Raw genomic sequence first — 22,815 nt, 5'->3', positions numbered from 1 at the left:
CTTCCCGGTTTCGCGTTTACATCTAAGCGCTTAATCCGCCTGGCCGGTGAAGCGACCCTTGGAACAGGGTTTTCTGGCGCCTGAAAGCTGGCAAAAGCCCACTATCACCAGCCCAGGGTTTCCTTGAGAAAGGGAATGGTCAGCTTGCGTTGCGCCTGCAGAGAAGCCTGATCGAGCTGCTCAAGCAGATCAAACAACGCGCTCATGCTGCGCGTGCCTCGAGTGAGAATGAAGTGCCCAACCTCATCGGTCAGGTGCAGACCACGACGCGAGGCGCGCAATTGCAACGCACGCAATTTGTCTTCATCGGAAAGTGGGCGCATCTGGAAGATCAGCGCCAGGGTCAGGCGTGATTTCAGGTCAGCCAGCTTCACTGGCAATTCGCGCGGTGAAGTGGAGGCGGCGATCAGCAGGCGCCGGCCGCTGTCACGCAGACGGTTGAACAGATGAAACATCGCCTCTTCCCAGTCCGCCTTGCCGGCGATCACCTGCAAATCATCCAGGCAGACCAGTTCGTACTGTTCAAGGTTGTCGAGGATTTCCACGCCGCGATCCATCAACTCAGCCAGCGGCAGATATACCGCCGGTTCGCCCATCTGCTCGAAGCGCAGGCACGCGGCCTGCAACAGATGCGTGCGCCCGACGCCGTGCTTGCCCCACAGGTAGATCAGGCTCTCCGTCCACCCGGCGTCGGCTTCGCAGAGACGCTCGACATAGCCGAGTGCAGCGGCATTGGCGCCTGGGTAGTAGTTGATGAAGGTGGCGTCGTCACGCAGACGCACACCTAGGGGCAGCTGAATCGGTTTCATGCTGACTGAACAGTTCTCAAAGGAACCGTTAGTGGCCTCTGTGTAAAGTTGGCGAAGTTTATACCCGTGAGGCTGAGCGCACAATGCGACAGACTCCAAGCAAAATCAAAGGTTTGCGTTGACGCACCGGTTTTGTGAAGGATTCTCTGGCGCCCTCGCGTGCAGGCCACAGGCCAGCCCGGCGAAGCGCCGGGCCGCCCTGCTTCGTTACAGCTCGGGTTCGTCGACGCCGCTGTAGATCCCGGAATCCTTGTACAGAACGTGGACGTGCCGCACCAGCACCATGATCACCGCGGCCACCGGCAGCGCCAGCAGCACGCCGGTGAACCCGAATAATTCGCCACCCGCGAGAATCGCGAAAATCACCGCCACCGGGTGCAGACCGATACGGTCCCCCACCAGCAACGGCGTCAGCACCATGCCTTCCAGCGCCTGACCGACCATGAACACCGCGACAATCCCGACCATCGGGTACAGATCGCCACCGAACTGGAACAACCCGGCGATCAGCGCCGCACCGATGCCAATGACGAAACCCATGTACGGCACAATCGCGGCGAGCCCGGCAATCAGGCCGATCAACAGCCCCAGCTCGAGGCCGACGATCATCAGACCAGCGGCGTAGATTACGCCCAGCGCAACCATCACCAGCAACTGGCCACGCACGAATGCGCCGAGTACCTCGTGGCACTCACCCGCCAGCGCCACCACGCGCTCTTCGCGATCACGCGGCAGCAGGCTGCGGATCTTAGCCATCATCACGTCCCAGTCGCGCAACAGGTAGAAGCTCACCACCGGTATCAGTACCAGATTTGCCAGCCAGCCGATCAGTGCCAAGCTCGAGGCCGTCGCCTGACTCAGCACCACGCCGACGATGTCGGTGGTCTGACCCATGTGCTCGCTGATCGCGGCTTTGACCTTGTCGAATTTCCAGAAACCGTCCGACAAACCCAATTTCGCTTGCGCCCACGGCACAGCGGTGTGCTGCAACCAGTCGAGCATTTGCGGCGCCAGCTCATACAAGCGCAGCAACTGTTTGGCGAGCATCGGCACCAGCACCAGCATCAACGCAGTCACGATCAGGGTGAACAAGGCAAACACGGCGATCACGCCCCAGGTTCGCGACAAACCGAGCCGTTCCAGACGATCCACCAGCGGATCGAACAGATATGCCAGCAACAACGCGACCAGAAACGGCGTGAGGATCGGGTGCAGCAACCATACAAACGCGCAAAGCAGGACTACCCCACCGAGCCAGAACCAACGCCGCGTATCGGCCATTTACCACTCCTGATGCTTCTATATAAGGAAAGACTTACCAGCGAAACCGCAACGACGGTGCCACCGATGCCGGGGTTGGCGCTGCAACCGCAGGCGCACCCTCGACTGCTGGCTGCACAGGTGCCAATGGAGCCGGCGCCTCGGCAGGCAACTCCTGCAGCTTCGCGAGCGACAATTGCGCGCGCAACTGATCGGCGCTGCCATTGACCCGATAGACGATGCGATCGCCCTGTACGCTTTGCAGACGCACACCGAACGGTTCGAGTAACCGCAGCAGCGCCGCGTAATGCTCCAGATTCATGCCCTGCACTTCCAGCGTCTGCTGACCCGATGCGCCGGGCTTGGCGACAAATCGCGGCGCCAGCCGCTCGGCCACCGCCAGCATCACCGCATCGGCAACGGCAGCCTGGTCGGCGCCCTGCACGCTGCCGGCCTCTTTCTGATCACCCAGCCACAAGCGCCATTTGGCCTGCCACTGCCCGCCCTCTTCGCGGGCGTGCACCGCGAGCAGGGCGTCAGCGTTGTAGCGTTCCGAAGCACTGCGCAGGGTCGCGGGATCAGCGCTTTCCAGCGCCGGCGCGGTGGCCACCAGTTGCTCGCTGAGATCAGCCAGCGGCAAACGCAGCGGCAAACCGCGATGTTGCGCGGCTGTGCGCAATGTTGAGGCTGCGGCCTGACCATCACCGACCAGACTTGCACCTTCAGTCGAATCGTTCAGCCACCAGCCGAGGATCGACGGCCGACTGGCGCCCCACACCGGCAACCCGGCCCGGCGCAAGGCCTGCTCGGTGGTTGCCGGATCGAAGTCGACTTTCAGCACTTCCGGGGGGCCGGCATCGAAACCGAACTGGCTGATGATCTGCTGCGGATCCTTGCGAATCGGCGCCAGTCCCGGATTCTGCGCGGCTTTCGGGTCGCCGGTCAGGCGCAGCACCAGGGTATCGAGCGCTGCCTGCGTGGCGCGATCGCGCTCTTCCGCAGCCTGGCCGCTGACCGGCTGACGGACCTGGTACAGGCCTTTGAGGTTTTCGGCATGGCTCGCCAGGCTGACCAGTGTCAGGCAGCCTACAAACAATAATTTACAAAAACGCATGGAAAATTCCCGTCGACAGGAGCGGCTGGAACACGCCGCGTGAACCGTTTGAGCAAGGCTGTGACCCCCAGCTCTCGCAAAACATTCACACGGTGGCGGTAAGTTTTTGCACAGTTCTAACGATAGACGGTTAATCGCCACACCTTATACAGGCAGTCATACGCAGCGATTGCAAAAAATTTCCGCCGATATGGCCCTGCCCGTCGGTGCGAGGATGGCCGCTGCCCCTCAAGCCTGATAAAATCGCGCGCCTTCGCAGACCGGCAACAGCCGGGCCCCTCGAAACTCGCGTGAGGCGATCGCCCATTGAGTTCGATGTTCCCGCTGAACTCGGTCGTTACCCCCTGAATCCCCTCCCCTAAAGGCCTGGATCATGAGCAAGCAACCCTCCCTGAGCTACAAGGACGCCGGTGTAGACATCGACGCCGGTGAAGCATTGGTCGAACGCATCAAGAGCGTCGCCAAGCGCACTGCGCGCCCGGAAGTCATGGGCGGCCTGGGCGGTTTCGGCGCCCTCTGCGAAATCCCGGCCGGCTACAAGCAGCCGGTGCTGGTCTCCGGCACCGACGGCGTCGGCACCAAGCTGCGTCTGGCGCTGAACCTGAACAAGCACGACAGCATCGGCATCGACCTGGTCGCCATGTGCGTCAATGATCTGGTGGTGTGCGGCGCCGAGCCGCTGTTCTTCCTCGACTACTACGCCACCGGCAAACTGAACGTCGACACCGCTGCCCAGGTTGTCACCGGCATCGGCGCTGGCTGCGAACTGTCGGGTTGCTCGCTGGTCGGCGGCGAAACCGCTGAAATGCCAGGCATGTACGAAGGCGAAGACTACGATCTGGCCGGCTTCTGCGTCGGCGTCGTGGAAAAATCGGAAATCATCGACGGCTCGAAAGTCGCCACCGGTGACGCCCTCATCGCCCTGCCATCGTCCGGCCCACACTCCAACGGCTACTCGCTGATCCGCAAGATCATCGAAGTCTCCGGCGCCGACATCGAAAACATCCAGCTCGACGGCAAACCGCTGACCGATCTGCTGATGGCCCCGACCCGCATCTACGTCAAACCGTTGCTCAAGCTGATCAAAGACACCGGCGCCGTCAAAGCCATGGCCCACATCACCGGTGGCGGCCTGCTCGACAACATCCCGCGCGTACTGCCAAAAGGCGCTCAGGCTGTGGTTGACGTGGCCAGCTGGACTCGCCCGGCCGTCTTCGACTGGCTGCAAGAGAAAGGCAACGTTGACGAAACCGAGATGCACCGCGTGCTCAACTGCGGCGTCGGCATGGTCATCTGCGTGGCTCAGGAGCACGTTGAAGTTGCCCTGAACACCCTGCGTGACGCCGGCGAGCAGCCTTGGGTCATCGGTCAGATCGCCGTGGCCGCTGAAGGCGCTGCGCAGGTCGAGCTGAAGAACCTCAAGGCTCACTGATGCCAAAGCCCTGTGATGTCGTGGTGCTGTTGTCCGGCACCGGCAGTAACTTGCAGGCTCTGATCGACAGCACGCGGACCGGCGACAGCCCGGTCCGCATCGCTGCGGTGATTTCCAACCGCGCTGACGCCTACGGCCTGCAACGCGCCCGCGACGCGGGTATCGCCACCCGCTCGCTGGATCACAAGGCATTCGAGGGCCGCGAGGCCTTCGATGCCGCGCTGATCGAACTGATCGACCAATTCAACCCGAAACTCGTGGTACTGGCCGGCTTCATGCGCATTCTCAGCGCTGATTTCGTTCGCCACTATCATGGTCGCCTGCTCAACATCCACCCGTCGCTGCTGCCCAAATACAAAGGGTTACACACTCATCAGCGCGCGCTGGAGGCCGGCGACACGGAACATGGCTGCTCCGTACACTTCGTCACCGAGGAACTCGATGGCGGACCACTGGTCGTACAGGCAGTATTACCGGTAGAGTTGCACGACACGCCGCAGAGTCTGGCGCAACGAGTCCACGTTCAGGAACACCTGATCTATCCGATGGCGGTACGCTGGTTTGCCGAAGGCAGACTGACACTCGGAGACCAGGGTGCTTTACTCGACGGCCAGCTACTCGCCGCCAGCGGCCACTTGATTCGAAACTAGGAGATATTATGCGTCGCGCCCTGCTCTTCGCCTGCGCTCTGCTCGCCCTGCCCTTCGCGCAGGCAGCGGACCTTCAACCGTTCTCCGCCAGCTACACCGCCGACTGGAAGCAGCTGCCCATGAGCGGCACCGCCGAACGCAGCCTGACCAAGGAAGCCAACGGCGTCTGGAAACTCAGCTTCAAGGCCTCGATGATGATCGCCAGCCTGACCGAAGAAAGCACCCTGAAGCTGGACAAGGACACCTTGCTGCCGCAGTCCTACCACTTCGAACGCGGTGGTCTGGGCAAAGCGAAAAAGGCTGATCTGGACTTCGACTGGGCCAATAAACTGGTGACCGGCACCGACCGTGGCGACGCGGTGAAGATCCCGCTGAACCGTGGCATGGTCGACAAGTCGACCTACCAGCTGGCGCTGCAACATGACGTCGCCGCCGGCAAGAAAAGCATGAGCTATCAGGTGGTTGATGATGGCGAGGTCGATACCTACGACTTCCGCGTACTGGGTTCGGAGAAGGTCGACACCAAGGCCGGCCAGATCGACGCGATCAAGGTCGAACGCGTGCGCGACCCGACACAAAGCAAGCGCATCACCGTGCTGTGGTTCGCCAAGGATTGGGATTACCTGCTGGTGCGCCTGCAACAGGTCGAGACTGACGGCAAGGAGTACAACATCATGCTTCAGGACGGCACGGTCAACGGCAAGACTGTCAAAGGCAGCTGACCCATCGTAAGAACAACGAGCCCCGCGAATGCGGGGCTTTTATTTGCCCGCAGCTTTCGCCCCTGTAGGAGCTGACGAGTGAAACGAGGCTGCGATCTTTTGATCTTGATCTTGAAAAGATCGCAGCGTGCCGCAGCCCCTACAGGGATTTCGTCGCCTGCTGATTCAGACAGAAAACCGCGCCACCATCCCGTTCAGATCCACCGCCAGGCGCGACAGATCCTGACTCGCCGCGCTGGTCTGATTGGCCCCCGCCGAGGTCTGCATCGCCAGATCACGAATATTCATCAGATTGCGATCCACCTCGCGCGCCACTGCGGCCTGCTCTTCCGAGGCACTGGCGATCACCAGGTTGCGCTCGTTGATCAAGGTAAACGCCGAAGCGATTTCCTCTAGAGCAGAACCGGCGCTCTTGGCTAATTCCAGGGTCGAACGCGCCCGTGCGTTGCTTTGCTGCATTGAGCTGACAGCCGAATCGGTCCCCTGCTGGATCCCGCCGATCATCTGCTCGATTTCCTGAGTCGACTGCTGAGTGCGATGAGCCAGCGCGCGCACTTCATCGGCAACCACCGCAAAGCCACGCCCGGCATCGCCGGCGCGGGCCGCTTCGATCGCGGCGTTGAGGGCGAGCAGATTGGTCTGTTCGGCAATTGAGCGAATCACATCCAGCACTTTGCTGATGCCATGAACCTTTTGTGCCAACGCCTCGACCTGGGCCGCATTGTTGGTGACGTCACCGGCGAGAAACTCGATCGACGTCACCGTCTGCTGCACCTGCTCGCGCCCTTGCCGGGCGATGCGGTCGGATTCGCGGGATGCTTCGGACGTGGCGACAGCATTGTTCGCCACCTCTTCCACCGCCGCTGTCATCTGGTTGACCGCAGTGGCGGCCTGTTCGATTTCCTGGCTCTGCTGGTGCAGACCGCGAGTGGCATCTTCGGTGACGCTGCTGAGTTCTTCGGCCGCCGAGGCCAGTTGCGTGGACGACTCGGAGATACGCCGGATCGTGTCGCGCAGATTGTGCTGCATGCTTTTCAGCGCTTGCAGCAAGCGCGCCGGTTCGTCTTTGCCTGCGATGTGAATGTCACCGGTCAAATCCCCGCTGGCCACCACTTCAGCCACGCTGAGCGATTGCGACAATGGCACGACGATGCTGCGTGTCAGCAGCAATGCCAGGCCAATGGTGATCAGTGCGGCCATGGCGATCATCACCCCGACCCACACCCGCGATTGACTGAACACCAAGCGTGCAGCCTCGGTGGCCAGGTTGGCATTGTGCTTATTCATCTCGACCAGATCACGCAGAGTCACAGCAATCTCATCGGCCAGTGGACTCATCTGATCATTGAGAATCGCCGAGGCCTCAGCGACCCGATTCTGCGCCGAGAGCTGTAGGACTTGTGCCTGCAGCTCGAGGTATTTGTGCTCGGCAACCTTGAAGCGATCGAACAGCGCGCGCTCTTCAGGCAAGGCGATCAACCGATCATAGCGCTGCTGCGCTTCGCTCAAGCCACTGCGCAGTTCGTTGAGCTTGGCGACGTTCTGCTCCAGTGCCTTGGGGTCACGGTTGAGCAACAGGCGCATGGTCAATGCGCGCAGACGCAGCATGTCCTGACTCATTTCCCCGACCGCCATCACGCTGGGCAGCCAGTTGTTGTCGACTTCATCGGACTGCGCACGCATGTTCGACATTTGCAGCAAGGCGAACGCCCCAAGGGCAAACACCATCAACGCCAGCAGGCCGAAACCCAGACCGGCGCGCGGGGCAATATTGAGACTACGGATATTCATGACTCTGGCTCCTTCCAAAAGCGCTGCATCAGCCTGCAGCGGGTTGCTTTAGAAGGTATCGGCATTGCGCTGAAATTGCGTAAGACAAAAAGGCGATAGGCAGACGAGTGGCTAGTTCGAACCCGTGGCTTTGACGCTTCAGCGCTGATCAGCGAGTTGGCTTGCGTTGCGTGGCAATATCGCCAGGAAGTTATCTCTTGCGACTTTGCGTGCAACCGCCTCCGGCAGCGCATCGAGGAAAGGCTTGTAGCTGTGCATTTCCTTACCGAGCTTGTTGAATCGTCCTACCACGTCAGAGCCAAGCATGAAGCGCTCGGGATATTTCTCAACCAATGCCAACCATTCCGCACGCGGCTTGCCCTGCTCGTCCAGCAGATACGGCGTGAGCATGCTCCACGACAGGTCGATACACAGATTCGGATAGGCCTCTAGCATGCGCGTCAGGGTGGGCAACAAGAACGGCAACTGGGTTTGATGCCGATGAATCTCGGCGCTGGTGCCGGCATGCGCCCAGATGAATCGCGTGTGCGGGTGATTACGCAGCGGCTCTTCGACTTCCTTCAGGTACAGCGGATTTTTCTCACGCTTGGAGGTGATGTTGGAATGCAGCATCACCGGCAGATCATTCTCAGCGGCGAGGTGATAGATCTTGGTCATCGCTTCGTTGTTGGCTCGCGGCGTGTCGCCAGCGGTCAGCGCCGTCAGGTCATCGTGCCGGGTGAACACTTCACCGATGCCCTGCCACAGCCCTGGATAAAGATCGAGCATGCGCTGGATATGCGCGGCGGAATTCTTGTCGTTGGGATTGAAGCCAGACAGGAACGGATGAAAGTACTGGCGTTGCTCTGGCGCGAGTTTTTGCACCGCGTCGGCAATGATCACATCAGTGGCGCTGTACCAATAGGCATCAGCGTCATCACCGGCGTAATACCGCGGGCGCTTGGGTTCGTCTTCATGCCATTTCTTCGCCACGGGAATGCCGGAAATCATTACGTGCTCGATGGAGTTTTCCTTCATGGCAGTAAGCAATTTCTGCATGCCGGCGCTTTCCTGGAAAAAATCCACGTAATGCAGGTGCGCATCGCTGTAGGTGTATTCGCGGGCGCCGGCACTGCCAACGAACAGCAGCAGACAGGCAAGACTCAGACGAGACAAGGACACAAGTAATCTCCGGCAGATGGGCATAGCCTAGACCGCGCCCTGACGACAAGGGTTCATCCCCGCCGAAAAGCGGAACGCGAACCGCTGGGAATGCTCTATAACTGCAAGGTCTGTTTTGATCGAACGATTTTTCCTGCCGCCTGTGAGGTTTCCATGACTGTCACCGTCAATACCGTCTCTGCCGAAGGTTTTCGTCATACCGTCCAGATCGACGACCACGAATTGTTTGCCGACGTACCGAAAACCGCCGGTGGCGAAGGCACCGCGCCGGAGCCGCACGACTATTTCGACGCCGCCCTCGGCGCCTGCAAAGCGCTGACCCTGAAGATGTACGCGAAGAAAAAAGACATCCCGCTGACCGGCGTGGGTGTCGAAGTCAAGCGCGACAACAGCGAAGAGCAGAAAGGCAAATACGCCCTGCATGTCACCCTGACGCTCAAGGGCGTACTGACCGACGCTCAGCGCGAGGAACTGCTGAGAGTCGCGGATCGCTGCCCGATTCACAAGCTGATGACCACCAGCGAAGTCAGCATCGAAACCCACGCGCCACAAGGCTTCGACAGCCAATAATCCTCCCGATGCCAGCGGCGGGTTATGCTTCTGGCATCACCCGCTCAGCCTGGAATGCACCATGGACATGCCACTCCTGATCATCCGCCCGCGCGCCGAAGACGTAGAAGGCCAGCCGATCCTGCGCCCGCTGCCGTCAGCCAAATGCCGCAACGTCGGGCCTTTCGTGTTTTTCGACCACATGCTCGAAACGATTTATCCGACGGGCAAAGGCATGGATATCCGACAGCATCCGCACATCGGTCTGTCGACGCTTACCTATCTGTTTGAAGGACAACTGCAGCACAAGGACAGTCTGGGCTCCGATCAGGTGGTCCGTGCCGGCGATGTCAGCTGGATGACCGCTGGCAGCGCCATCGCCCATGTCGAGCGCACGCCTGCGCCACTGCTCGCCGAAACCTTCACTCTGCACGGCCTGCAAGTCTGGCTGGCCTCGCCCAAGACTCACGAACAGGGCCCGGGCCATTACAGCCATCACCCGGCAGCGACGTTACCGGTCAGCGATAACCTTGGCGTGCAGATTCGGATGATTGCCGGGTCGGGCTTTTGCCTTGAATCGCCGGTGCCGGTGCTTTCTCCTACGCTGTATGCCGAAGTGAAAATGCAGACCGCGACCACATTGCTGATTCCGGCCGAGCATGAAGAACGCGCGGTGTATGTGTTGAGCGGTGATGCGCAGTTGAATGGCGAGGCGGTTGAGCCGCATGCGCTGGTGGTGTTGCCCGCTGGCGAAGAAATGAGTCTGTTTGCTGAAAGCGATGTGCACGCGGTGGTGTTCGGCGGCGCGCCGCTGGACGGGCCGAGGCGGATCAACTGGAATTTCGTCGCCAGCGATCCGGCGGCGATTGATGAAGCACGGCGCAAATGGGCGGCCGGGGATTGGCCGACGGTGCCAGGGGAAGTCGAGCGGATCGAACTACCGGCAAGCCGTTAAAGCAAAAGATCGCAGCCTTCGGCAGCTCCTACACCGGATTCATGTAGGAGCTGCCGAAGGCTGCGATCTTTTGATCTGAGGGCAATCAGCCGTTGAACACTTCATCCAGCAAATCATGCATCGACTTGAACGCGCGCTTGGCGATCTTTTCGTCGTACATCATCTTGCCCGGCACATTGGCGTGTGGATCGGTGAACGAGTGCACCGCACCGCCGTAGCTGAGCAACTGCCAGTCAACCTTCGCCGCGTTCATTTCATCTTCGAACGCCGGCAGTTGCTCCTTCGGCACCAACGGATCGGACGCGCCATGCAGCACCAGCACCGAGCCCTTGATGTTCTGCGCATCCGCCGGGTTCGGCGAATCCAGCGTGCCGTGGAACGACACCGCCGCTTTCACCGGCGCGCCAGTACGGGCCAGGTCCAGCGCGCAGCAACCACCGAAGCAGAAACCGAATACCGCCAGTTTCGACTTATCAACCGCCGCTTCGCCCTGGCTTTGCAATTGCTCGAAGGCCACTTGCAGGCGTTTGCGCAGCAACGCGCGGTCGTCCTTGAGCGGCATCATCGCTGCAAGCGCCTCATCAGCATTTTGCGGACGCACGGTCTGACCGTAGACATCCGCGATCAATACAACATAACCCTTGGCCGCCACCGCTTTGGCGATGTCTTCGGCGCCGGCGCTGACGCCCATCCAGTTCGGCGCCATCAGCAAACCCGGGCGCACGGCCTTATGCTCGGCGTCGAACGCCAGGCGCCCCTCATAGGCTTGACCGTCAATCTGATAGACCACGGAACGTACAGTGACTTGGCTCATTTCTGACTCCTGATTGTGTAGACACCAGAACGAAAAAACCCGCCGAAGCGGGTTTTTCCTACAACGTGATCAAACCGACAGTTCAACCAGCAGCTTGTTCAGACGGCGCACGTAAGCGGCCGGATCCTTCAAGCTGTCGCCCGCCGCCAGGGCGGCCTGGTCGAAGAGGATGTGCGACAGATCGCCAAAACGCTCTTCGCTCTGCTCGCCATCGAGTTTCTCGATCAGCGGGTGGCTCGGGTTGAATTCGAAGATCGGCTTCGAATCCGGGACTTTCTGCCCGCTGGCTTCGAGGATCTGGCGCATTTGCAGGCCCAGATCCTGTTCGCCGATGGCCAGAATCGCCGGCGAATCGGTCAGACGATGGGATACGCGGACTTCAGCCACGGAATCGCCCAGCGCAGTTTTCAGACGCTCGACCAGACCTTCTTTGGACTTGGCGACTTCTTCTGCAGCTTTCTTGTCCTCTTCCGAGTCCAGGTTGCCCAGATCGAGGTCACCACGCGCCACGTCGACAAAGGTCTTGCCGTCGAACTCGCTGAGGTAGCTCATCAGCCACTCGTCGATGCGGTCGGTCAACAGCAGCACTTCGATGCCTTTCTTGCGGAAGACTTCCAGGTGCGGGCTGTTCTTGACCTGCGCGTAGGTTTCGCCGGTGAGGTAGTAGATCTTGTCCTGACCTTCCTTGGCGCGGGCCAGGTAGTCAGCCAGACCGACAATTTGCTCGCCGTCGTCGCCTTGGGTCGATGCGAAACGCAGCAGACCGGCAATTTTCTCTTTGTTGGCGAAGTCTTCCGCCGGGCCTTCTTTCATGACCTGACCGAAGTTCTTCCAGAAGCCTTTGTATTGCTCAGGCTCGTTCTTCGCCAGTTTTTCCAGCATGTCCAACACACGCTTGGTCAGCGCGGTTTTCATCGAATCGATGATCGGGTCTTTCTGCAGGATCTCACGCGACACGTTCAGCGACAGGTCATTGGAATCAACCACGCCCTTGATGAAGCGCAGGTACAGCGGCAGGAACGACTCGGCCTGATCCATTACAAACACACGCTGCACGTACAGCTTCAGGCCCTTCGGCGCTTCACGCTGGTACAGGTCGAACGGCGCGCGGGCCGGAACGTACAGCAGCGAGCTGTACTCGAGCTTGCCTTCGACCTTGTTGTGGCTCCACGACAGCGGATTCTCGAAGTCGTGAGCGATGTGTTTGTAGAACTCCTGGTATTCCTCATCCTTCACTTCAGTGCGCGGACGGGTCCACAGGGCGCTGGCGCGGTTGACGGTTTCCCATTCAACGGCCGGTGCCTCTTCGCCTTCGGTCGGAGTGACTTCCTTCGGCAGCTCGATCGGCAAAGCGATGTGGTCGGAGTACTTCTTGATGATGTTGCGCAGACGCCAGCCATCAGCGAATTCGTCTTCACCGGACTTCAGGTGCAGGACGATGCGGGTGCCGCGCTCTGGCTTGTCGATGGTGGCGACTTCGAACTCGCCCTCGCCTTTCGACGACCAGTGCACGCCTTCGCTGGCGTCGGTGCCGGCGCGACGGCTGTAGACATCAACCTTGTCGGCGACGATGAAGGCCGAGTAGAAGCCCACACCGAACTGGCCGATCAGGTGCGAATCTTTCTTCTGATCGCCGGACAGGTTTTTCATGAAATCGGCGGTGCCGGATTTGGCGATGGTCCCCAGGTGGGTGATCACATCGTCACGGTTCATGCCGATACCGTTGTCTTCGAGAGTGACGGTCTTGGCGTCCTTGTCGAAGCTCACACGGATTTTCAGGTCAGCGCCACCTTCGAGCAACTCAGGCTTGGCCAGGGCTTCGAAGCGCAGCTTGTCGACGGCGTCAGAGGCGTTCGAGATCAATTCGCGAAGGAAAATTTCCTTATTCGAATACAGCGAATGGATCATGAGGTGCAGCAGCTGCTTTACCTCGGTCTGGAAGCCCAGGGTTTCCTTTTGAGTTTCCACACTCATGGTCATCAAACTCCAATCAGATGGCATTGGCCGCGACCCGAATGGTCTGCGGCGGGTTGTCATCTGAGTTGGGGGCGCTGTTCAGGATTTCAAGGGCTCATCGATTTTGAAGTGCGCGCGGGCGGTGGCGATCGGTTCGGCCTCGGTACTCTGCCACGCCGTGACCGCAACGTTGGCCACGCGACGGCCCTGCCGGCAGACCTGGCACCTGGCCCAAGTGTCGCGAAACTGCCCGGCGCGCAGGTAATCGAGGGAAAAATCGATGATTTTCGGCACACCCGGCGTGCCGGTGAAAATCAGCAGATGCAGGGCTGCGGCCAGCTCCATGAAGCCGGCAATCACCCCGCCGTGGATCGCCGGCAATAAAGGGTTACCAATGTTGTCCTTATTCGCCGGTAGCTTGAACAGCAACTCATCGCCCACCCGCGAGCACTCGATGCCGATCAACCCGGCATAAGGGATCAATGCCAGCAGCGGCGCGTAATCGCCCAGCGCGTGGGCCTGTTGCAGCTGCTCCCTGAGGTCGTTGCTCATTGGCGGGCTCCCTTGATCGCGCCGGCGAAGCCTTTGCTGCCCTTGAGGCCAATGCCCATGCGCATGAATGTGCCGACGACGTGGGCGATTGGTTGCTGGGGATCGTCCTGGTAGGCAAAACCACGGGCAAAGATCACGTCGGTGGTGACGCGGTAGCACTGGGCGAAGCCGTACACCGCTTTGTGCGGTTCAGCGGCGTGCATGTAGTCGATGCGCAGATCGAGGGTCGGGCAGACTTCGAACTCTGGCAGCACGCACAGAGTCGACATACCGCAAGCGGTGTCCATCAACGAGGTGATGGCACCGCCATGGATGACTCCGGTTTCGGGATTGCCGACGATTTTTTCGCTGTAGGGCAGGATCACCGTCAGTCCTTCGCTGGAGGCGCTGTGCACTTGCAGACCCAAGACCTGACAGTGGCGCAATGCCGATAAAAAGCGCGTCGCGCGCTCAAAAACGGGGGTTTGGGCCATTTGATAAATACTCGCATTAAGGCCTTGTGCCAGTAGTGAGAAAAACGGCAAAAGTTCCGTGATAAAACAAACTTATATATCTGAAACAAATGAGGAACTTAACCCGTAGCGCCAAGCTCTTAAGGCCAGTAGTTATTTTCCATAAGGAGATACACCCCATGCGTAAGACTTTAGCTATTGCCTTGATGTTGACCGCTTCCCTCGGTCTCGCTGCCTGCGATAAAAAATCCGAGGACAAAGCTCAAGATGCCAACCAACATGCTGAGCAGGCTCAGCAAGACATGAACAAAGCTCAGGATAAAGTGAACGACGCAGCAAAAGAAAACGCCGAAGCTGCCAAAGCTCAGGCTGAATCGAACGCCGCTGCTCAAGAAGAAGCCGCCAAAAAGCAATAAGCTTTCTGGTGTGAAAAGAAAACCCGCCAAGTGCGGGTTTTCTTTTGCCTGCGATTTACCGGTTATAGCAACACGGTTCTAAAAGTCGGACTAATCATCAGCAACAACGAGCAGATGAAGCCAACTAGCCACATCAGGCTGCGTAACTTCGCCAGGTCGGCCAGATAGAACCACAGATAGAAGATTCGCGAGATCACGAAGATGATCGCCAGCGCATCGATCAGCCAGCCTGCGGTTTGCGTGGTGTGGGCCATCAGCACACCGACCGCGAACAGGATAAAGGCTTCGATACTGTTCTGATGGGCCGCCAGGGCCCTGGCACCGAACCCGGTCAACTGCGCCTGTTGCTGGCGCGGCAGATGATTGTCGTAACCGCCCTGCGCTTTCATGGCCTTGGCCACCGGCATACGCGCCACGTAGATCAATAAAGCACTGATAAACACACACCAGAACGGAATACTCATCAAACAGCCTCTTTGTTCGCCTCAGGGACGGGCGCCTCTGTAGGGGTATAGACCATGACATCGAGAACGTCGGAATGAAACTCGCGGCGATACAAAACCACCACGACTCCCGCGCTCATGATCATGAACAGCCACGGGCTGACGAACCACGCGAGCATGCTCATACCGAAGTAGTAAGAACGCAGGCCGAAGTTGAACTGGTTGGCCGCCATCGAGATCACCCGCGCCGCCCGCGAAGCGAACGCCTTGCGTTCCTGCTCGGTCACCTGACGCTCACCAATCATCGGTGCCGAGCCGACCAGAATCGCGGCGAAGTTGTACTGCCGCATGCACCAGCTGAACGTGAAGAACGCGTAGACGAACACCAATGCCAGACACAGCAATTTGATCTCCGACATGCCCTGCGACGCCTGCTGCACCATCGGAATATCCGCCAACAGCGACACCGCACGCTCGGACGCACCAAGCACGGTGAGAATACCGGCGAGGATGATCAGCGTGCTGGAAGCGAAGAACGAGGCGTTGCGCTCCAGATTGCCGATCACGCTAGCGTCGGCAATACGGTTGTCACGCAGCAACATGCGGCGCATCCAGTCTTCGCGGTACAGGTGCAACACGCTGGCCAGACACGCCGTGTCGCGGGCCTTCCAGGTGGCATAACGGGTATAGCCGCCCCAGCAGATGACAAACCAGACGGCGGCGAGCAGGTGGATCAGATTGGCTTGGATGAACGACATGCAATTCCTTGTGAAATGTAAACGCTGTACCTGTAGGAGTGAGCCTGCTCGCGATAGCGGTTTTCAATCAAATACTGACGTGCCTGAAAAACCGCTATCGCGAGCAGGCTCACTCCTACATAAAAGCTAAGCAACCCTTCGACGTTAGCTCAGCAAAAAAGACACTGCCTCACACGCATAAAAAATGCCCCGTATCGATTGATACGGGGCATTTCTGTTTAACCGTGCTCGACCCGCTTGTGGCGGGTCGAATCACGTCAGGCAGTGACTTCGCTGCGCTTGCCCAGCAGGCGATCGCACACCACGGCAACCACCAGGGTCATCACGCACGGCACCAGCCACGCCAGCCCCTGCTCGCTCAGCGGCAAGTGCGACAGCTGTGCCGGCATCCAGTCGGCCAGACCGGCGCCCTTCAAGGCGTCGATGGTGCCGAACAGGAACGACACCAGCATCACTGGGCCAAGAATGCGTGCGTGCTCATGCCAGAAATCCTTGCAGAAGCTCAGCGCGACCAGAACGATGCACGGCGGATAGATCGCGGTGAGCACCGGAATCGAGAAGGCAATGAGCTTGGTCAGACCGAGGTTAGATACCAGCAGCGAGAACGCCGCGAGGATAATCACCAGAGTCTTGTAGGACAGAGGCAGCACACGGCTGAAATATTCAGCGCAGGCACAGGTCAGGCCGACCGCCGTAACCAGACAGGCCAGCGAGATCAGCACCGCGAGGAAACCACTGCCCAGCGAACCGAAAGTGTGTTGCACGTAGGCATGCAGCACAGCCGCGCCGTTGGTGGCACCGACCGCGACTTCATGGCTGCCGGAACCGAGGCGGAACAGACTGACATACACCAGCGCCAGACCGACACCGGCAATCAGGCCAGCAATGATCGCGTAACGGGTGATCAGCGCCGGCGACTCGACGCCACGGGAGCGGATCGCGTTGACGATAACGATGCCGAACACCAGTGCGCCGAGGGTGTCCATGGTCAGGTAACCATTGATGAACCCTTGCGAAAATGGCGCGGCGACGTATTCCGGTGTGCCGTGACCGATATCACCCGCCGGCAAGGCGAACGCGGCGATGCCCAATACTGCCAGCGCAATGATTTTCAGCGGCGCGAGGAAGCGGCCGACGGTATCCAGCAAACGCCCAGGGTAGAGCGAAACAAAGAACACCAGCAGGAAGTACACCGAACTGTAGAGGAACAGCGCCAGCGGGCTCTCGCCGGTCAACGGCGCCAGACCCACCTCGAACGATACGGTCGCGGTACGCGGGGTGGCGAACAGCGGCCCCACCGCCAGATAGCACGCCGCCGCGAGGATACCGCCAGCGATCTTGCCGATCGGGCTGCTCAATGCATCCATGGCACCGCCGACCTTGGCCAGCGCCACCACGGTGATCACCGGCAAACCTACGGCGGTGATCAGAAAGCCCAGCGCCGCCATCCAGACGTGAGGTCCAGCCTGCAAGCCGACGATCGGCGGGAAGATGATGTTACCGGCCCCGACAAACAGGGCAAACGTCATAAAACCAAGTGCCAGGATGTCCTGACCTTTCAAAACTTTCATTAAGGTAATACCACACTACTGAAATCGGAATTTAGAGGGGGATTGCCCTGTTGGATTAGGGAAATGCTGTCGATCCGTATGGGACTGACCCTTAAAGCGCGTGGCTGCCTTGTGGGCGGCGGACGCAAAAATGGCTGCCAGCCTAACGAATTTGGCTGACAAACGCACTGTTAGAGGGCGAACTATCCGATACGCGACGTTTCAGTGTCGCGTTTACATATCTTATTTTCAGAATAAGAGGCACAACGCAAAAGATCGCAGCCTTCGGCAGCTCCTACATTCGGAATGCATTTCTCCTGTAGGAGCTGCCGAAGGCTGCGATCTTTTGATCTTCCAATCAGCAGAAACGACAAAGGCCACCCGAAGGTGGCCTTTGTTGCTGGAGCTAAAAGTCAGCCGAAGCTTACTTCTTCACTTCCCAGCCAGTCAGCTCGGCCAGGGCCTTGCCGATGTCTGCCAGCGAACGCACGGTTTTTACGCCTGCGTCTTGCAGTGCAGCGAATTTCTCGTCTGCAGTGCCTTTGCCGCCAGAGATGATTGCGCCAGCATGGCCCATGCGCTTGCCAGGAGGAGCAGTCACACCAGCGATGTAGGAAACAACCGGCTTGGTCACGTTTGCCTTGATGTAGGCAGCCGCTTCTTCTTCAGCCGAACCGCCGATCTCGCCGATCATTACGATCGCTTCGGTCTGCGGGTCTTCCTGGAACAGCTTCAGGATGTCGATGAAGTTCGAACCCGGGATCGGGTCACCGCCGATACCGACGCAAGTCGACTGACCGAAACCGGCATCAGTGGTCTGCTTCACAGCTTCGTAGGTCAGGGTGCCGGAACGCGAAACGATACCGACCTTGCCTGGCAAGTGAATGTGACCTGGCATGATGCCGATCTTGCATTCGCCTGGGGTGATCACGCCTGGGCAGTTAGGGCCGATCAGGACCACGCCCAGTTCGTCGCACTTGACCTTGGCGTCCAGCATGTCCAGGGTAGGAATGCCTTCGGTGATGCAGACGATCAGCTTGATGCCGCCAAAGGCCGCTTCCAGGATCGAGTCCTTGCAGAAAGGAGCCGGAACGTAGATCACGCTGGCGGTGGCGCCAGTGGCTGCTACAGCTTCTTTCACAGTGTTGAACACAGGCAGGTTCAGGTGAGTGGTACCACCCTTGCCTGGAGTCACGCCGCCGACCATTTTGGTGCCGTAGGCAATGGCTTGCTCGGAGTGGAAAGTACCCTGTGCGCCGGTGAAGCCCTGGCAGATGACTTTGGTGTCTTTATTGATCAGGACGCTCATTACTTGCCCTCCGCAGCTTTAACGACTTGTTGAGCAGCGTCGGTCAGGCTGGTAGCAGCGATGATGTTCAAACCGCTTTCTGCCAGTACTTTAGCGCCCAGTTCAGCGTTGTTGCCTTCAAGACGAACAACAACCGGGATTTTCACGCCGACTTCTTTCACTGCACCGATGATGCCTTCGGCAATCATGTCGCAACGAACGATGCCGCCGAAGATGTTAACCAGTACTGCAGCGACATTGCTGTCGGACAGAATGATTTTGAAAGCTTCGGTCACGCGCTCTTTGGTAGCACCACCGCCTACGTCGAGGAAGTTGGCTGGCTTGCCGCCGTGCAGGTTGACGATGTCCATGGTACCCATGGCCAGACCGGCACCGTTGACCATGCAGCCGATGTTGCCTTCCAGGGCTACGTAGTTCAGCTCGAACTTGGCAGCGTGCGCTTCGCGCGGATCGTCCTGCGACGGATCGTGGAAAGCCTTCAGCTTGGGCTGACGGTACATGGCGTTGGCGTCGATATTGATCTTCGCGTCGAGGCAGTGCAGATCGCCGTCAGCCTTGATCACCAGCGGGTTCACTTCCAGCAGAGCCAGGTCGTGGTCTTTGAACAGCTTGGCCAGACCTACGAAGATCTTGGCGAACTGAGTGACCTGCTTGCCTTCCAGGCCCAGCTGGAATGCCAGCTCGCGACCCTGGGATGGCTGAGCGCCAACCAGTGGATCGATAGTGGCCTTGAGAATTTTTTCTGGCGTGTCGTGAGCGATTTTCTCGATGTCCACGCCACCTTCGGTGGAAGCCATGAACACGATGCGACGGCTCGAACGGTCAACGACAGCGCCCAGGTACAGCTCTTTAGCGATATCAGTGCACGATTCAACCAGGATCTTGGTGACTGGCTGGCCATTGGCGTCAGTCTGGTAAGTCACCAGACGCTTGCCCAGCCACTGCTGTGCGAAGGCTTTGGCGTCTTCTTTGCTGCGAACCAGCTTTACGCCGCCCGCTTTACCGCGACCACCGGCGTGAACCTGGGCTTTGACGACCCACTCGTTGCCGCCGATCTTGTCGCAAGCTTCTGCTGCTGCTTCCGGGGTGTCTACTGCGTAACCAGTGGAAACTGGCAGGCCGTATTCAGCGAACAGCTGCTTACCCTGATACTCGTGAAGATTCATGCTTTTTACCGTCTTCGTTAGGTACTGCGCATTCGGCGCTGCGCTCGTTTGAGTGCCGCGCCACCTGTGACTGCTGCTTGCGTAGCGGAGCTACGCAAGACTGCGTCCGGCGGACATTCCGCGGTGAGTCTTGCTCGCAAGGCTCACGACGGGCCGCTACCGCCGTGGTTTCTTATTGTGTCTTAACGCTTCTTGCGGTTGGCAATGTGGATGGCGCCGCCATTCACTGCCAGAGCAGCTTCGTGCAAGGCTTCGGACAGGGTCGGATGGGAGAAAACCATCATGCCCAGGTCTTCAGCGCTGGTGCCGAATTCCATGCCGATCGCGCCCTGCTGAACCAGTTCCGCAGCGCTCGGGCCAATCACGTGCACGCCCAATACGCGGTCGGTCTTCGCATCGGCGATGACCTTGACGAAACCACCGGTATCGTTGGCAGCCATGGCACGGCCGGAAGCGGCGAACGGGAAGGTGCCGACGTTGACTTCAACGCCTTCGGCCTTCAGCGCCTGCTCGGTTTTGCCAACCCACGCGATTTCCGGGTGAGTATAAATAACCGAAGGGATCAAATCATAGTTCATCTGAGCCTTGTGGCCCTTGATGCGCTCGACAACCATGATGCCTTCTTCCGAAGCCTTGTGGGCCAGCATCATGCCGCGAACCACGTCACCAATGGCGAAGACGCCCGGTACAGCGGTGACGCAATGGTCATCGACCGCGATGAAACCGCGCTCGTCGATTTCCACGCCGCAGTCGGCAGACAGCAGATCAGTGGTCACCGGACGGCGACCAACGGCTACGATCAGCTTGTCGAAAGTGATGGTCTGTTCGCCGTTGGCATCGGTGTAGTTGACGACGACTTCTTCGCCGTTGACTTTCGAACCGGTAACGCGAGCGCCCAGCTTGATGTCCAGGCCCTGTTTGGTCAGGGTTTTCAGGGCTTCCTTGGAAACAGCGGTGTCCGCTGCCATCAGGAAAGTGTCCAGCGCTTCCAGAACTACAACTTCGGAACCCAGACGCGACCATACCGAACCCAGTTCCAGACCGATCACGCCAGCGCCGATCACGCCCAGACGTTTAGGAACGGACTGGAATTCCAGAGCGCCAGTCGAATCGACGATGACTTTCTGGTCGACCGGAGCCGGTGGAATGTCGATCGGACGCGAACCTGGCGCGAGGATGACGTTTTCCGCTTCGATGACTTCAACCGAGCCGTCCGGCTTGGTGACTTCGACTTTCTTGCCAGCCAGCAGCTTGCCGTGGCCCTGGATCGAAGTAACGCCGTTGGCCTTGAACAGGGTGGCAACGCCGCCGGTCAGGTTCTTGACGATGCCAGCCTTGCGGCCAACCATCGCAGCGACGTCCATTTTGACTTCGCCGGTCGAGATACCGTGAACGTTGAAGCTCTCTTTGGCTTCCTTGTATTTCCACGAGCTGTCGAGCAGCGCCTTGGAAGGAATGCAACCCACGTTCAGGCAGGTACCGCCCAGGGCTTGCTTGCCCTCTGCGTCGGTGTACTTCTCGATGCAGGCAGTGGTCAGGCCCAACTGAGCAGCCTTGATGGCGGCTACGTAGCCACCAGGGCCGGCACCGATCACTACTACGTCAAATTTCTGCGACATTCAAAAAATCCTCTTTAGCAATAAAGCTACAAGCCGCAAGCTTGAAGCTGCAAGCCCACCCGCTCGCCTTGAGCTTGAGGCTTGTAGCTGAAAGCTTGCAGCTGCTTTTTAGATATCCAGCAACAGACGAGCCGGATCTTCCAGCAGGTTCTTGATGGTCACCAGGAAGGTCACAGCTTCTTTGCCATCGATCAGACGGTGATCGTAGGACAGTGCCAGGTACATCATCGGACGGATCACGACCTGACCGTTGATGGCCATTGGACGCTGGATGATGTTGTGCATGCCCAGAATCGCTGCCTGCGGCGGGTTGACGATTGGCGTCGACATCATCGAACCGAAGGTACCACCGTTGGTGATGGTGAAGGTACCACCGGTCATCTCGTCCATCGACAGTTTGCCGTCACGGGCTTTCTTGCCGAATGTTGCGATGCCGCCTTCGATTTCAGCCAGGCTCATCAGTTCGGCGTTACGCAGAACCGGTACCACCAGGCCACGGTCGCTGGAAACGGCAACGCCGATGTCAGCGTAGCCGTGGTAAACGATGTCAGCGCCGTCGATCGATGCGTTAACAGCCGGGAAACGCTTCAGCGCTTCGGTGGCCGCTTTGACGAAGAACGACATGAAGCCCAGGCGTACGCCGTTATGCGACTTCTCGAACAGGTCCTTGTACTTCGAACGCAAAGCCATGACTTCAGTCATGTCGACTTCGTTGAACGTGGTCAGCATCGCCATGTTCGACTGGGCTTCAACCAGACGCTTGGCCACGGTGGCACGTACGCGGGTCATCGGTACGCGCTTCTCGATGCGGTCGCCGGCAGCGAACACAGGCGCAGCGGCCGAAGGAGCGGCAGCCTTGGCAGGCGCGGCAGCCGGAGCGGCTTTCTTCGCAGCAACAGCGGCTACCACGTCTTCCTTGGTTACACGACCGCCCTTGCCGGTGCCGGCAACGGAAGCAATGTTGATGCCGTTTTCTTCAGCCAGCTTGCGTGCAGCCGGAGCAGCGATCGGGTCATCTTCGCCATCAGCAGCGGCCGGTGCGGCAGCGGCAGTAGCAGCCGGAGCAGCAGCGGCGGCTGGAGCAGCGGCAGCAGCGCCGCCCTCTTCGATCGAGCCCAGGACCTGGTTCGACAGAACGGTAGCGCCCTCTTCGGCAACGATTGCGCCCAGCACGCCGTCCGCTTCAGCCAACACTTCGAGCACGACCTTGTCGGTTTCGATGTCGACGATCAGGTCGTCACGCTTGACGGCCTCACCTGGTTTCTTGTGCCAGGTGGCAACGGTGCCATCGGCAACCGATTCCGGGAATGACGGGGCTTTGATTTCGATAGCCATTA

Annotated in this window: 22 protein-coding genes; 6 read left to right on the top strand and 16 right to left on the bottom strand. The window is 59.2% G+C overall.

Annotation, left to right across the window (positions count from 1 at the left end):
- Window positions 1-104: 104 nt before the first annotated feature.
- From hda to AC0Z4S_RS21300, 3 genes are all read right to left on the bottom strand, one after another.
- Window positions 105-809: a DnaA regulatory inactivator Hda gene (gene hda / locus AC0Z4S_RS21310; RefSeq protein WP_007919828.1), complete on the bottom strand. Its 705-nt coding sequence runs from the start codon at window positions 807-809 to the stop codon at window positions 105-107.
- Window positions 810-1,016: 207 nt separating this feature from the next.
- Window positions 1,017-2,090 carry an AI-2E family transporter gene (locus AC0Z4S_RS21305; protein WP_485624473.1) on the bottom strand — a complete coding sequence of 358 codons (1,074 nt, stop codon included), beginning with the start codon at window positions 2,088-2,090 and terminating at the stop codon, window positions 1,017-1,019.
- A gap of 34 nt (window positions 2,091-2,124) precedes the next feature.
- Complete coding sequence (locus AC0Z4S_RS21300) at window positions 2,125-3,183, bottom strand: DUF2066 domain-containing protein (RefSeq protein ID WP_485624472.1); 1,059 nt, start codon at window positions 3,181-3,183, stop codon at window positions 2,125-2,127.
- 373 nt (window positions 3,184-3,556) lie between these two features.
- Here AC0Z4S_RS21300 and purM point away from each other — a divergent pair, with 373 nt between their 5' ends.
- Genes purM through AC0Z4S_RS21285 form a run of 3 tightly spaced genes read left to right on the top strand, consistent with a single transcriptional unit; the run spans window position 3,557 to window position 5,987 of the window.
- Entirely contained in the window at window positions 3,557-4,615 is a 1,059-nt protein-coding gene (purM, locus tag AC0Z4S_RS21295; protein WP_128613558.1) for a phosphoribosylformylglycinamidine cyclo-ligase, read from the top strand.
- On the top strand, window positions 4,615-5,265 hold the full coding sequence (gene purN, locus AC0Z4S_RS21290; RefSeq protein ID WP_485624471.1) for a phosphoribosylglycinamide formyltransferase: 651 nt from the start codon (window positions 4,615-4,617) through the stop codon (window positions 5,263-5,265). Before purM ends, purN begins: the two co-directional genes overlap by 1 nt.
- Window positions 5,266-5,273: 8 nt before the next feature.
- Entirely contained in the window at window positions 5,274-5,987 is a 714-nt protein-coding gene (locus AC0Z4S_RS21285) for a DUF3108 domain-containing protein (RefSeq protein WP_016773693.1), read from the top strand.
- Window positions 5,988-6,152: 165 nt separating this feature from the next.
- Here the strand turns inward: AC0Z4S_RS21285 and AC0Z4S_RS21280 are convergent, their stop codons facing one another.
- On the bottom strand, window positions 6,153-7,778 hold the full coding sequence (locus tag AC0Z4S_RS21280) for a methyl-accepting chemotaxis protein (RefSeq protein WP_042607597.1): 1,626 nt from the start codon (window positions 7,776-7,778) through the stop codon (window positions 6,153-6,155).
- 138 nt (window positions 7,779-7,916) lie between these two features.
- A complete protein-coding gene (locus tag AC0Z4S_RS21275) occupies window positions 7,917-8,963 on the bottom strand; it encodes an amidohydrolase family protein (protein WP_485624470.1) in 1,047 nt (348 codons plus the stop codon).
- A 129-nt stretch (window positions 8,964-9,092) separates the two neighbouring features.
- On the opposite strand from AC0Z4S_RS21275, the gene AC0Z4S_RS21270 reads away from it, so the two are divergent.
- A complete protein-coding gene (locus AC0Z4S_RS21270) occupies window positions 9,093-9,509 on the top strand; it encodes an OsmC family protein (protein ID WP_042607595.1) in 417 nt (138 codons plus the stop codon).
- A 61-nt stretch (window positions 9,510-9,570) separates the two neighbouring features.
- Window positions 9,571-10,443 carry a pirin family protein gene (locus AC0Z4S_RS21265; RefSeq protein ID WP_485624469.1) on the top strand — a complete coding sequence of 291 codons (873 nt, stop codon included), beginning with the start codon at window positions 9,571-9,573 and terminating at the stop codon, window positions 10,441-10,443.
- Window positions 10,444-10,528: 85 nt separating this feature from the next.
- Here AC0Z4S_RS21265 and AC0Z4S_RS21260 read toward each other — a convergent pair whose 3' ends face one another.
- From AC0Z4S_RS21260 to AC0Z4S_RS21245, 4 genes are all read right to left on the bottom strand, one after another.
- On the bottom strand, window positions 10,529-11,257 hold the full coding sequence (locus AC0Z4S_RS21260) for a dienelactone hydrolase family protein (RefSeq protein WP_485624468.1): 729 nt from the start codon (window positions 11,255-11,257) through the stop codon (window positions 10,529-10,531).
- Between the two features lie 69 nt (window positions 11,258-11,326).
- Window positions 11,327-13,231 (bottom strand): molecular chaperone HtpG, encoded by a 1,905-nt coding sequence (gene htpG / locus AC0Z4S_RS21255; protein WP_485624467.1) that lies wholly within the window; start codon window positions 13,229-13,231, stop codon window positions 11,327-11,329.
- An 81-nt stretch (window positions 13,232-13,312) separates the two neighbouring features.
- Window positions 13,313-13,765 carry a PaaI family thioesterase gene (locus AC0Z4S_RS21250; protein ID WP_130912566.1) on the bottom strand — a complete coding sequence of 151 codons (453 nt, stop codon included), beginning with the start codon at window positions 13,763-13,765 and terminating at the stop codon, window positions 13,313-13,315.
- The gene (locus AC0Z4S_RS21245; RefSeq protein ID WP_485624466.1) at window positions 13,762-14,238 is read right to left on the bottom strand and encodes a PaaI family thioesterase; all 477 of its coding nucleotides are present in this window, start codon (window positions 14,236-14,238) and stop codon (window positions 13,762-13,764) included. The genes AC0Z4S_RS21250 and AC0Z4S_RS21245 overlap by 4 nt, the downstream gene beginning before the upstream one ends.
- 158 nt (window positions 14,239-14,396) lie before the next feature.
- Between AC0Z4S_RS21245 and AC0Z4S_RS21240 the strand changes: the two genes are divergently transcribed.
- A complete protein-coding gene (locus AC0Z4S_RS21240; RefSeq protein ID WP_007959016.1) occupies window positions 14,397-14,633 on the top strand; it encodes a hypothetical protein in 237 nt (78 codons plus the stop codon).
- 62 nt (window positions 14,634-14,695) lie between these two features.
- On the opposite strand, the gene AC0Z4S_RS21235 is transcribed toward AC0Z4S_RS21240, so the two are convergent.
- From AC0Z4S_RS21235 to odhB, 7 genes are all read right to left on the bottom strand, one after another.
- The gene (locus tag AC0Z4S_RS21235) at window positions 14,696-15,097 is read right to left on the bottom strand and encodes an MAPEG family protein (protein WP_485624465.1); all 402 of its coding nucleotides are present in this window, start codon (window positions 15,095-15,097) and stop codon (window positions 14,696-14,698) included.
- Entirely contained in the window at window positions 15,097-15,834 is a 738-nt protein-coding gene (locus AC0Z4S_RS21230) for a DUF599 domain-containing protein (protein ID WP_253500477.1), read from the bottom strand. Before AC0Z4S_RS21230 ends, AC0Z4S_RS21235 begins: the two co-directional genes overlap by 1 nt.
- 257 nt (window positions 15,835-16,091) lie before the next feature.
- On the bottom strand, window positions 16,092-17,405 hold the full coding sequence (brnQ, locus tag AC0Z4S_RS21225; protein WP_485624464.1) for a branched-chain amino acid transport system II carrier protein: 1,314 nt from the start codon (window positions 17,403-17,405) through the stop codon (window positions 16,092-16,094).
- Window positions 17,406-17,808: 403 nt separating this feature from the next.
- On the bottom strand, window positions 17,809-18,693 hold the full coding sequence (gene sucD / locus AC0Z4S_RS21220; protein ID WP_253500475.1) for a succinate--CoA ligase subunit alpha: 885 nt from the start codon (window positions 18,691-18,693) through the stop codon (window positions 17,809-17,811).
- Complete coding sequence (gene sucC, locus AC0Z4S_RS21215) at window positions 18,693-19,859, bottom strand: ADP-forming succinate--CoA ligase subunit beta (protein ID WP_253500474.1); 1,167 nt, start codon at window positions 19,857-19,859, stop codon at window positions 18,693-18,695. Before sucC ends, sucD begins: the two co-directional genes overlap by 1 nt.
- 182 nt (window positions 19,860-20,041) lie before the next feature.
- The gene (gene lpdA, locus AC0Z4S_RS21210; protein WP_042607587.1) at window positions 20,042-21,478 is read right to left on the bottom strand and encodes a dihydrolipoyl dehydrogenase; all 1,437 of its coding nucleotides are present in this window, start codon (window positions 21,476-21,478) and stop codon (window positions 20,042-20,044) included.
- Between the two features lie 108 nt (window positions 21,479-21,586).
- On the bottom strand, window positions 21,587-22,813 hold the full coding sequence (gene odhB / locus AC0Z4S_RS21205) for a 2-oxoglutarate dehydrogenase complex dihydrolipoyllysine-residue succinyltransferase (RefSeq protein ID WP_485624463.1): 1,227 nt from the start codon (window positions 22,811-22,813) through the stop codon (window positions 21,587-21,589).
- Window positions 22,814-22,815 lie beyond the last annotated feature (2 nt).

The organism is Pseudomonas sp. 1L-B-1-E-C1 (assembly GCF_057291835.1).
Note: the sequence above shows the minus strand (reverse complement) of the source record. Positions and strands in the feature narration are given on the sequence as shown.

Coding starts and splice junctions, on each gene's coding strand:
- hda (WP_007919828.1), bottom strand. CDS start 809: ATGAAACCGATTCAGCTGCCCCTAGGTGTGCGTCTGCGTGACGACGCC.
- AC0Z4S_RS21305 (WP_485624473.1), bottom strand. CDS start 2,090: ATGGCCGATACGCGGCGTTGGTTCTGGCTCGGTGGGGTAGTCCTGCTT.
- AC0Z4S_RS21300 (WP_485624472.1), bottom strand. CDS start 3,183: ATGCGTTTTTGTAAATTATTGTTTGTAGGCTGCCTGACACTGGTCAGC.
- purM (WP_128613558.1), top strand. CDS start 3,557: ATGAGCAAGCAACCCTCCCTGAGCTACAAGGACGCCGGTGTAGACATC.
- purN (WP_485624471.1), top strand. CDS start 4,615: ATGCCAAAGCCCTGTGATGTCGTGGTGCTGTTGTCCGGCACCGGCAGT.
- AC0Z4S_RS21285 (WP_016773693.1), top strand. CDS start 5,274: ATGCGTCGCGCCCTGCTCTTCGCCTGCGCTCTGCTCGCCCTGCCCTTC.
- AC0Z4S_RS21280 (WP_042607597.1), bottom strand. CDS start 7,778: ATGAATATCCGTAGTCTCAATATTGCCCCGCGCGCCGGTCTGGGTTTC.
- AC0Z4S_RS21275 (WP_485624470.1), bottom strand. CDS start 8,963: ATGCCCATCTGCCGGAGATTACTTGTGTCCTTGTCTCGTCTGAGTCTT.
- AC0Z4S_RS21270 (WP_042607595.1), top strand. CDS start 9,093: ATGACTGTCACCGTCAATACCGTCTCTGCCGAAGGTTTTCGTCATACC.
- AC0Z4S_RS21265 (WP_485624469.1), top strand. CDS start 9,571: ATGGACATGCCACTCCTGATCATCCGCCCGCGCGCCGAAGACGTAGAA.
- AC0Z4S_RS21260 (WP_485624468.1), bottom strand. CDS start 11,257: ATGAGCCAAGTCACTGTACGTTCCGTGGTCTATCAGATTGACGGTCAA.
- htpG (WP_485624467.1), bottom strand. CDS start 13,231: ATGAGTGTGGAAACTCAAAAGGAAACCCTGGGCTTCCAGACCGAGGTA.
- AC0Z4S_RS21250 (WP_130912566.1), bottom strand. CDS start 13,765: ATGAGCAACGACCTCAGGGAGCAGCTGCAACAGGCCCACGCGCTGGGC.
- AC0Z4S_RS21245 (WP_485624466.1), bottom strand. CDS start 14,238: ATGGCCCAAACCCCCGTTTTTGAGCGCGCGACGCGCTTTTTATCGGCA.
- AC0Z4S_RS21240 (WP_007959016.1), top strand. CDS start 14,397: ATGCGTAAGACTTTAGCTATTGCCTTGATGTTGACCGCTTCCCTCGGT.
- AC0Z4S_RS21235 (WP_485624465.1), bottom strand. CDS start 15,097: ATGAGTATTCCGTTCTGGTGTGTGTTTATCAGTGCTTTATTGATCTAC.
- AC0Z4S_RS21230 (WP_253500477.1), bottom strand. CDS start 15,834: ATGTCGTTCATCCAAGCCAATCTGATCCACCTGCTCGCCGCCGTCTGG.
- brnQ (WP_485624464.1), bottom strand. CDS start 17,405: ATGAAAGTTTTGAAAGGTCAGGACATCCTGGCACTTGGTTTTATGACG.
- sucD (WP_253500475.1), bottom strand. CDS start 18,693: ATGAGCGTCCTGATCAATAAAGACACCAAAGTCATCTGCCAGGGCTTC.
- sucC (WP_253500474.1), bottom strand. CDS start 19,859: ATGAATCTTCACGAGTATCAGGGTAAGCAGCTGTTCGCTGAATACGGC.
- lpdA (WP_042607587.1), bottom strand. CDS start 21,478: ATGTCGCAGAAATTTGACGTAGTAGTGATCGGTGCCGGCCCTGGTGGC.
- odhB (WP_485624463.1), bottom strand. CDS start 22,813: ATGGCTATCGAAATCAAAGCCCCGTCATTCCCGGAATCGGTTGCCGAT.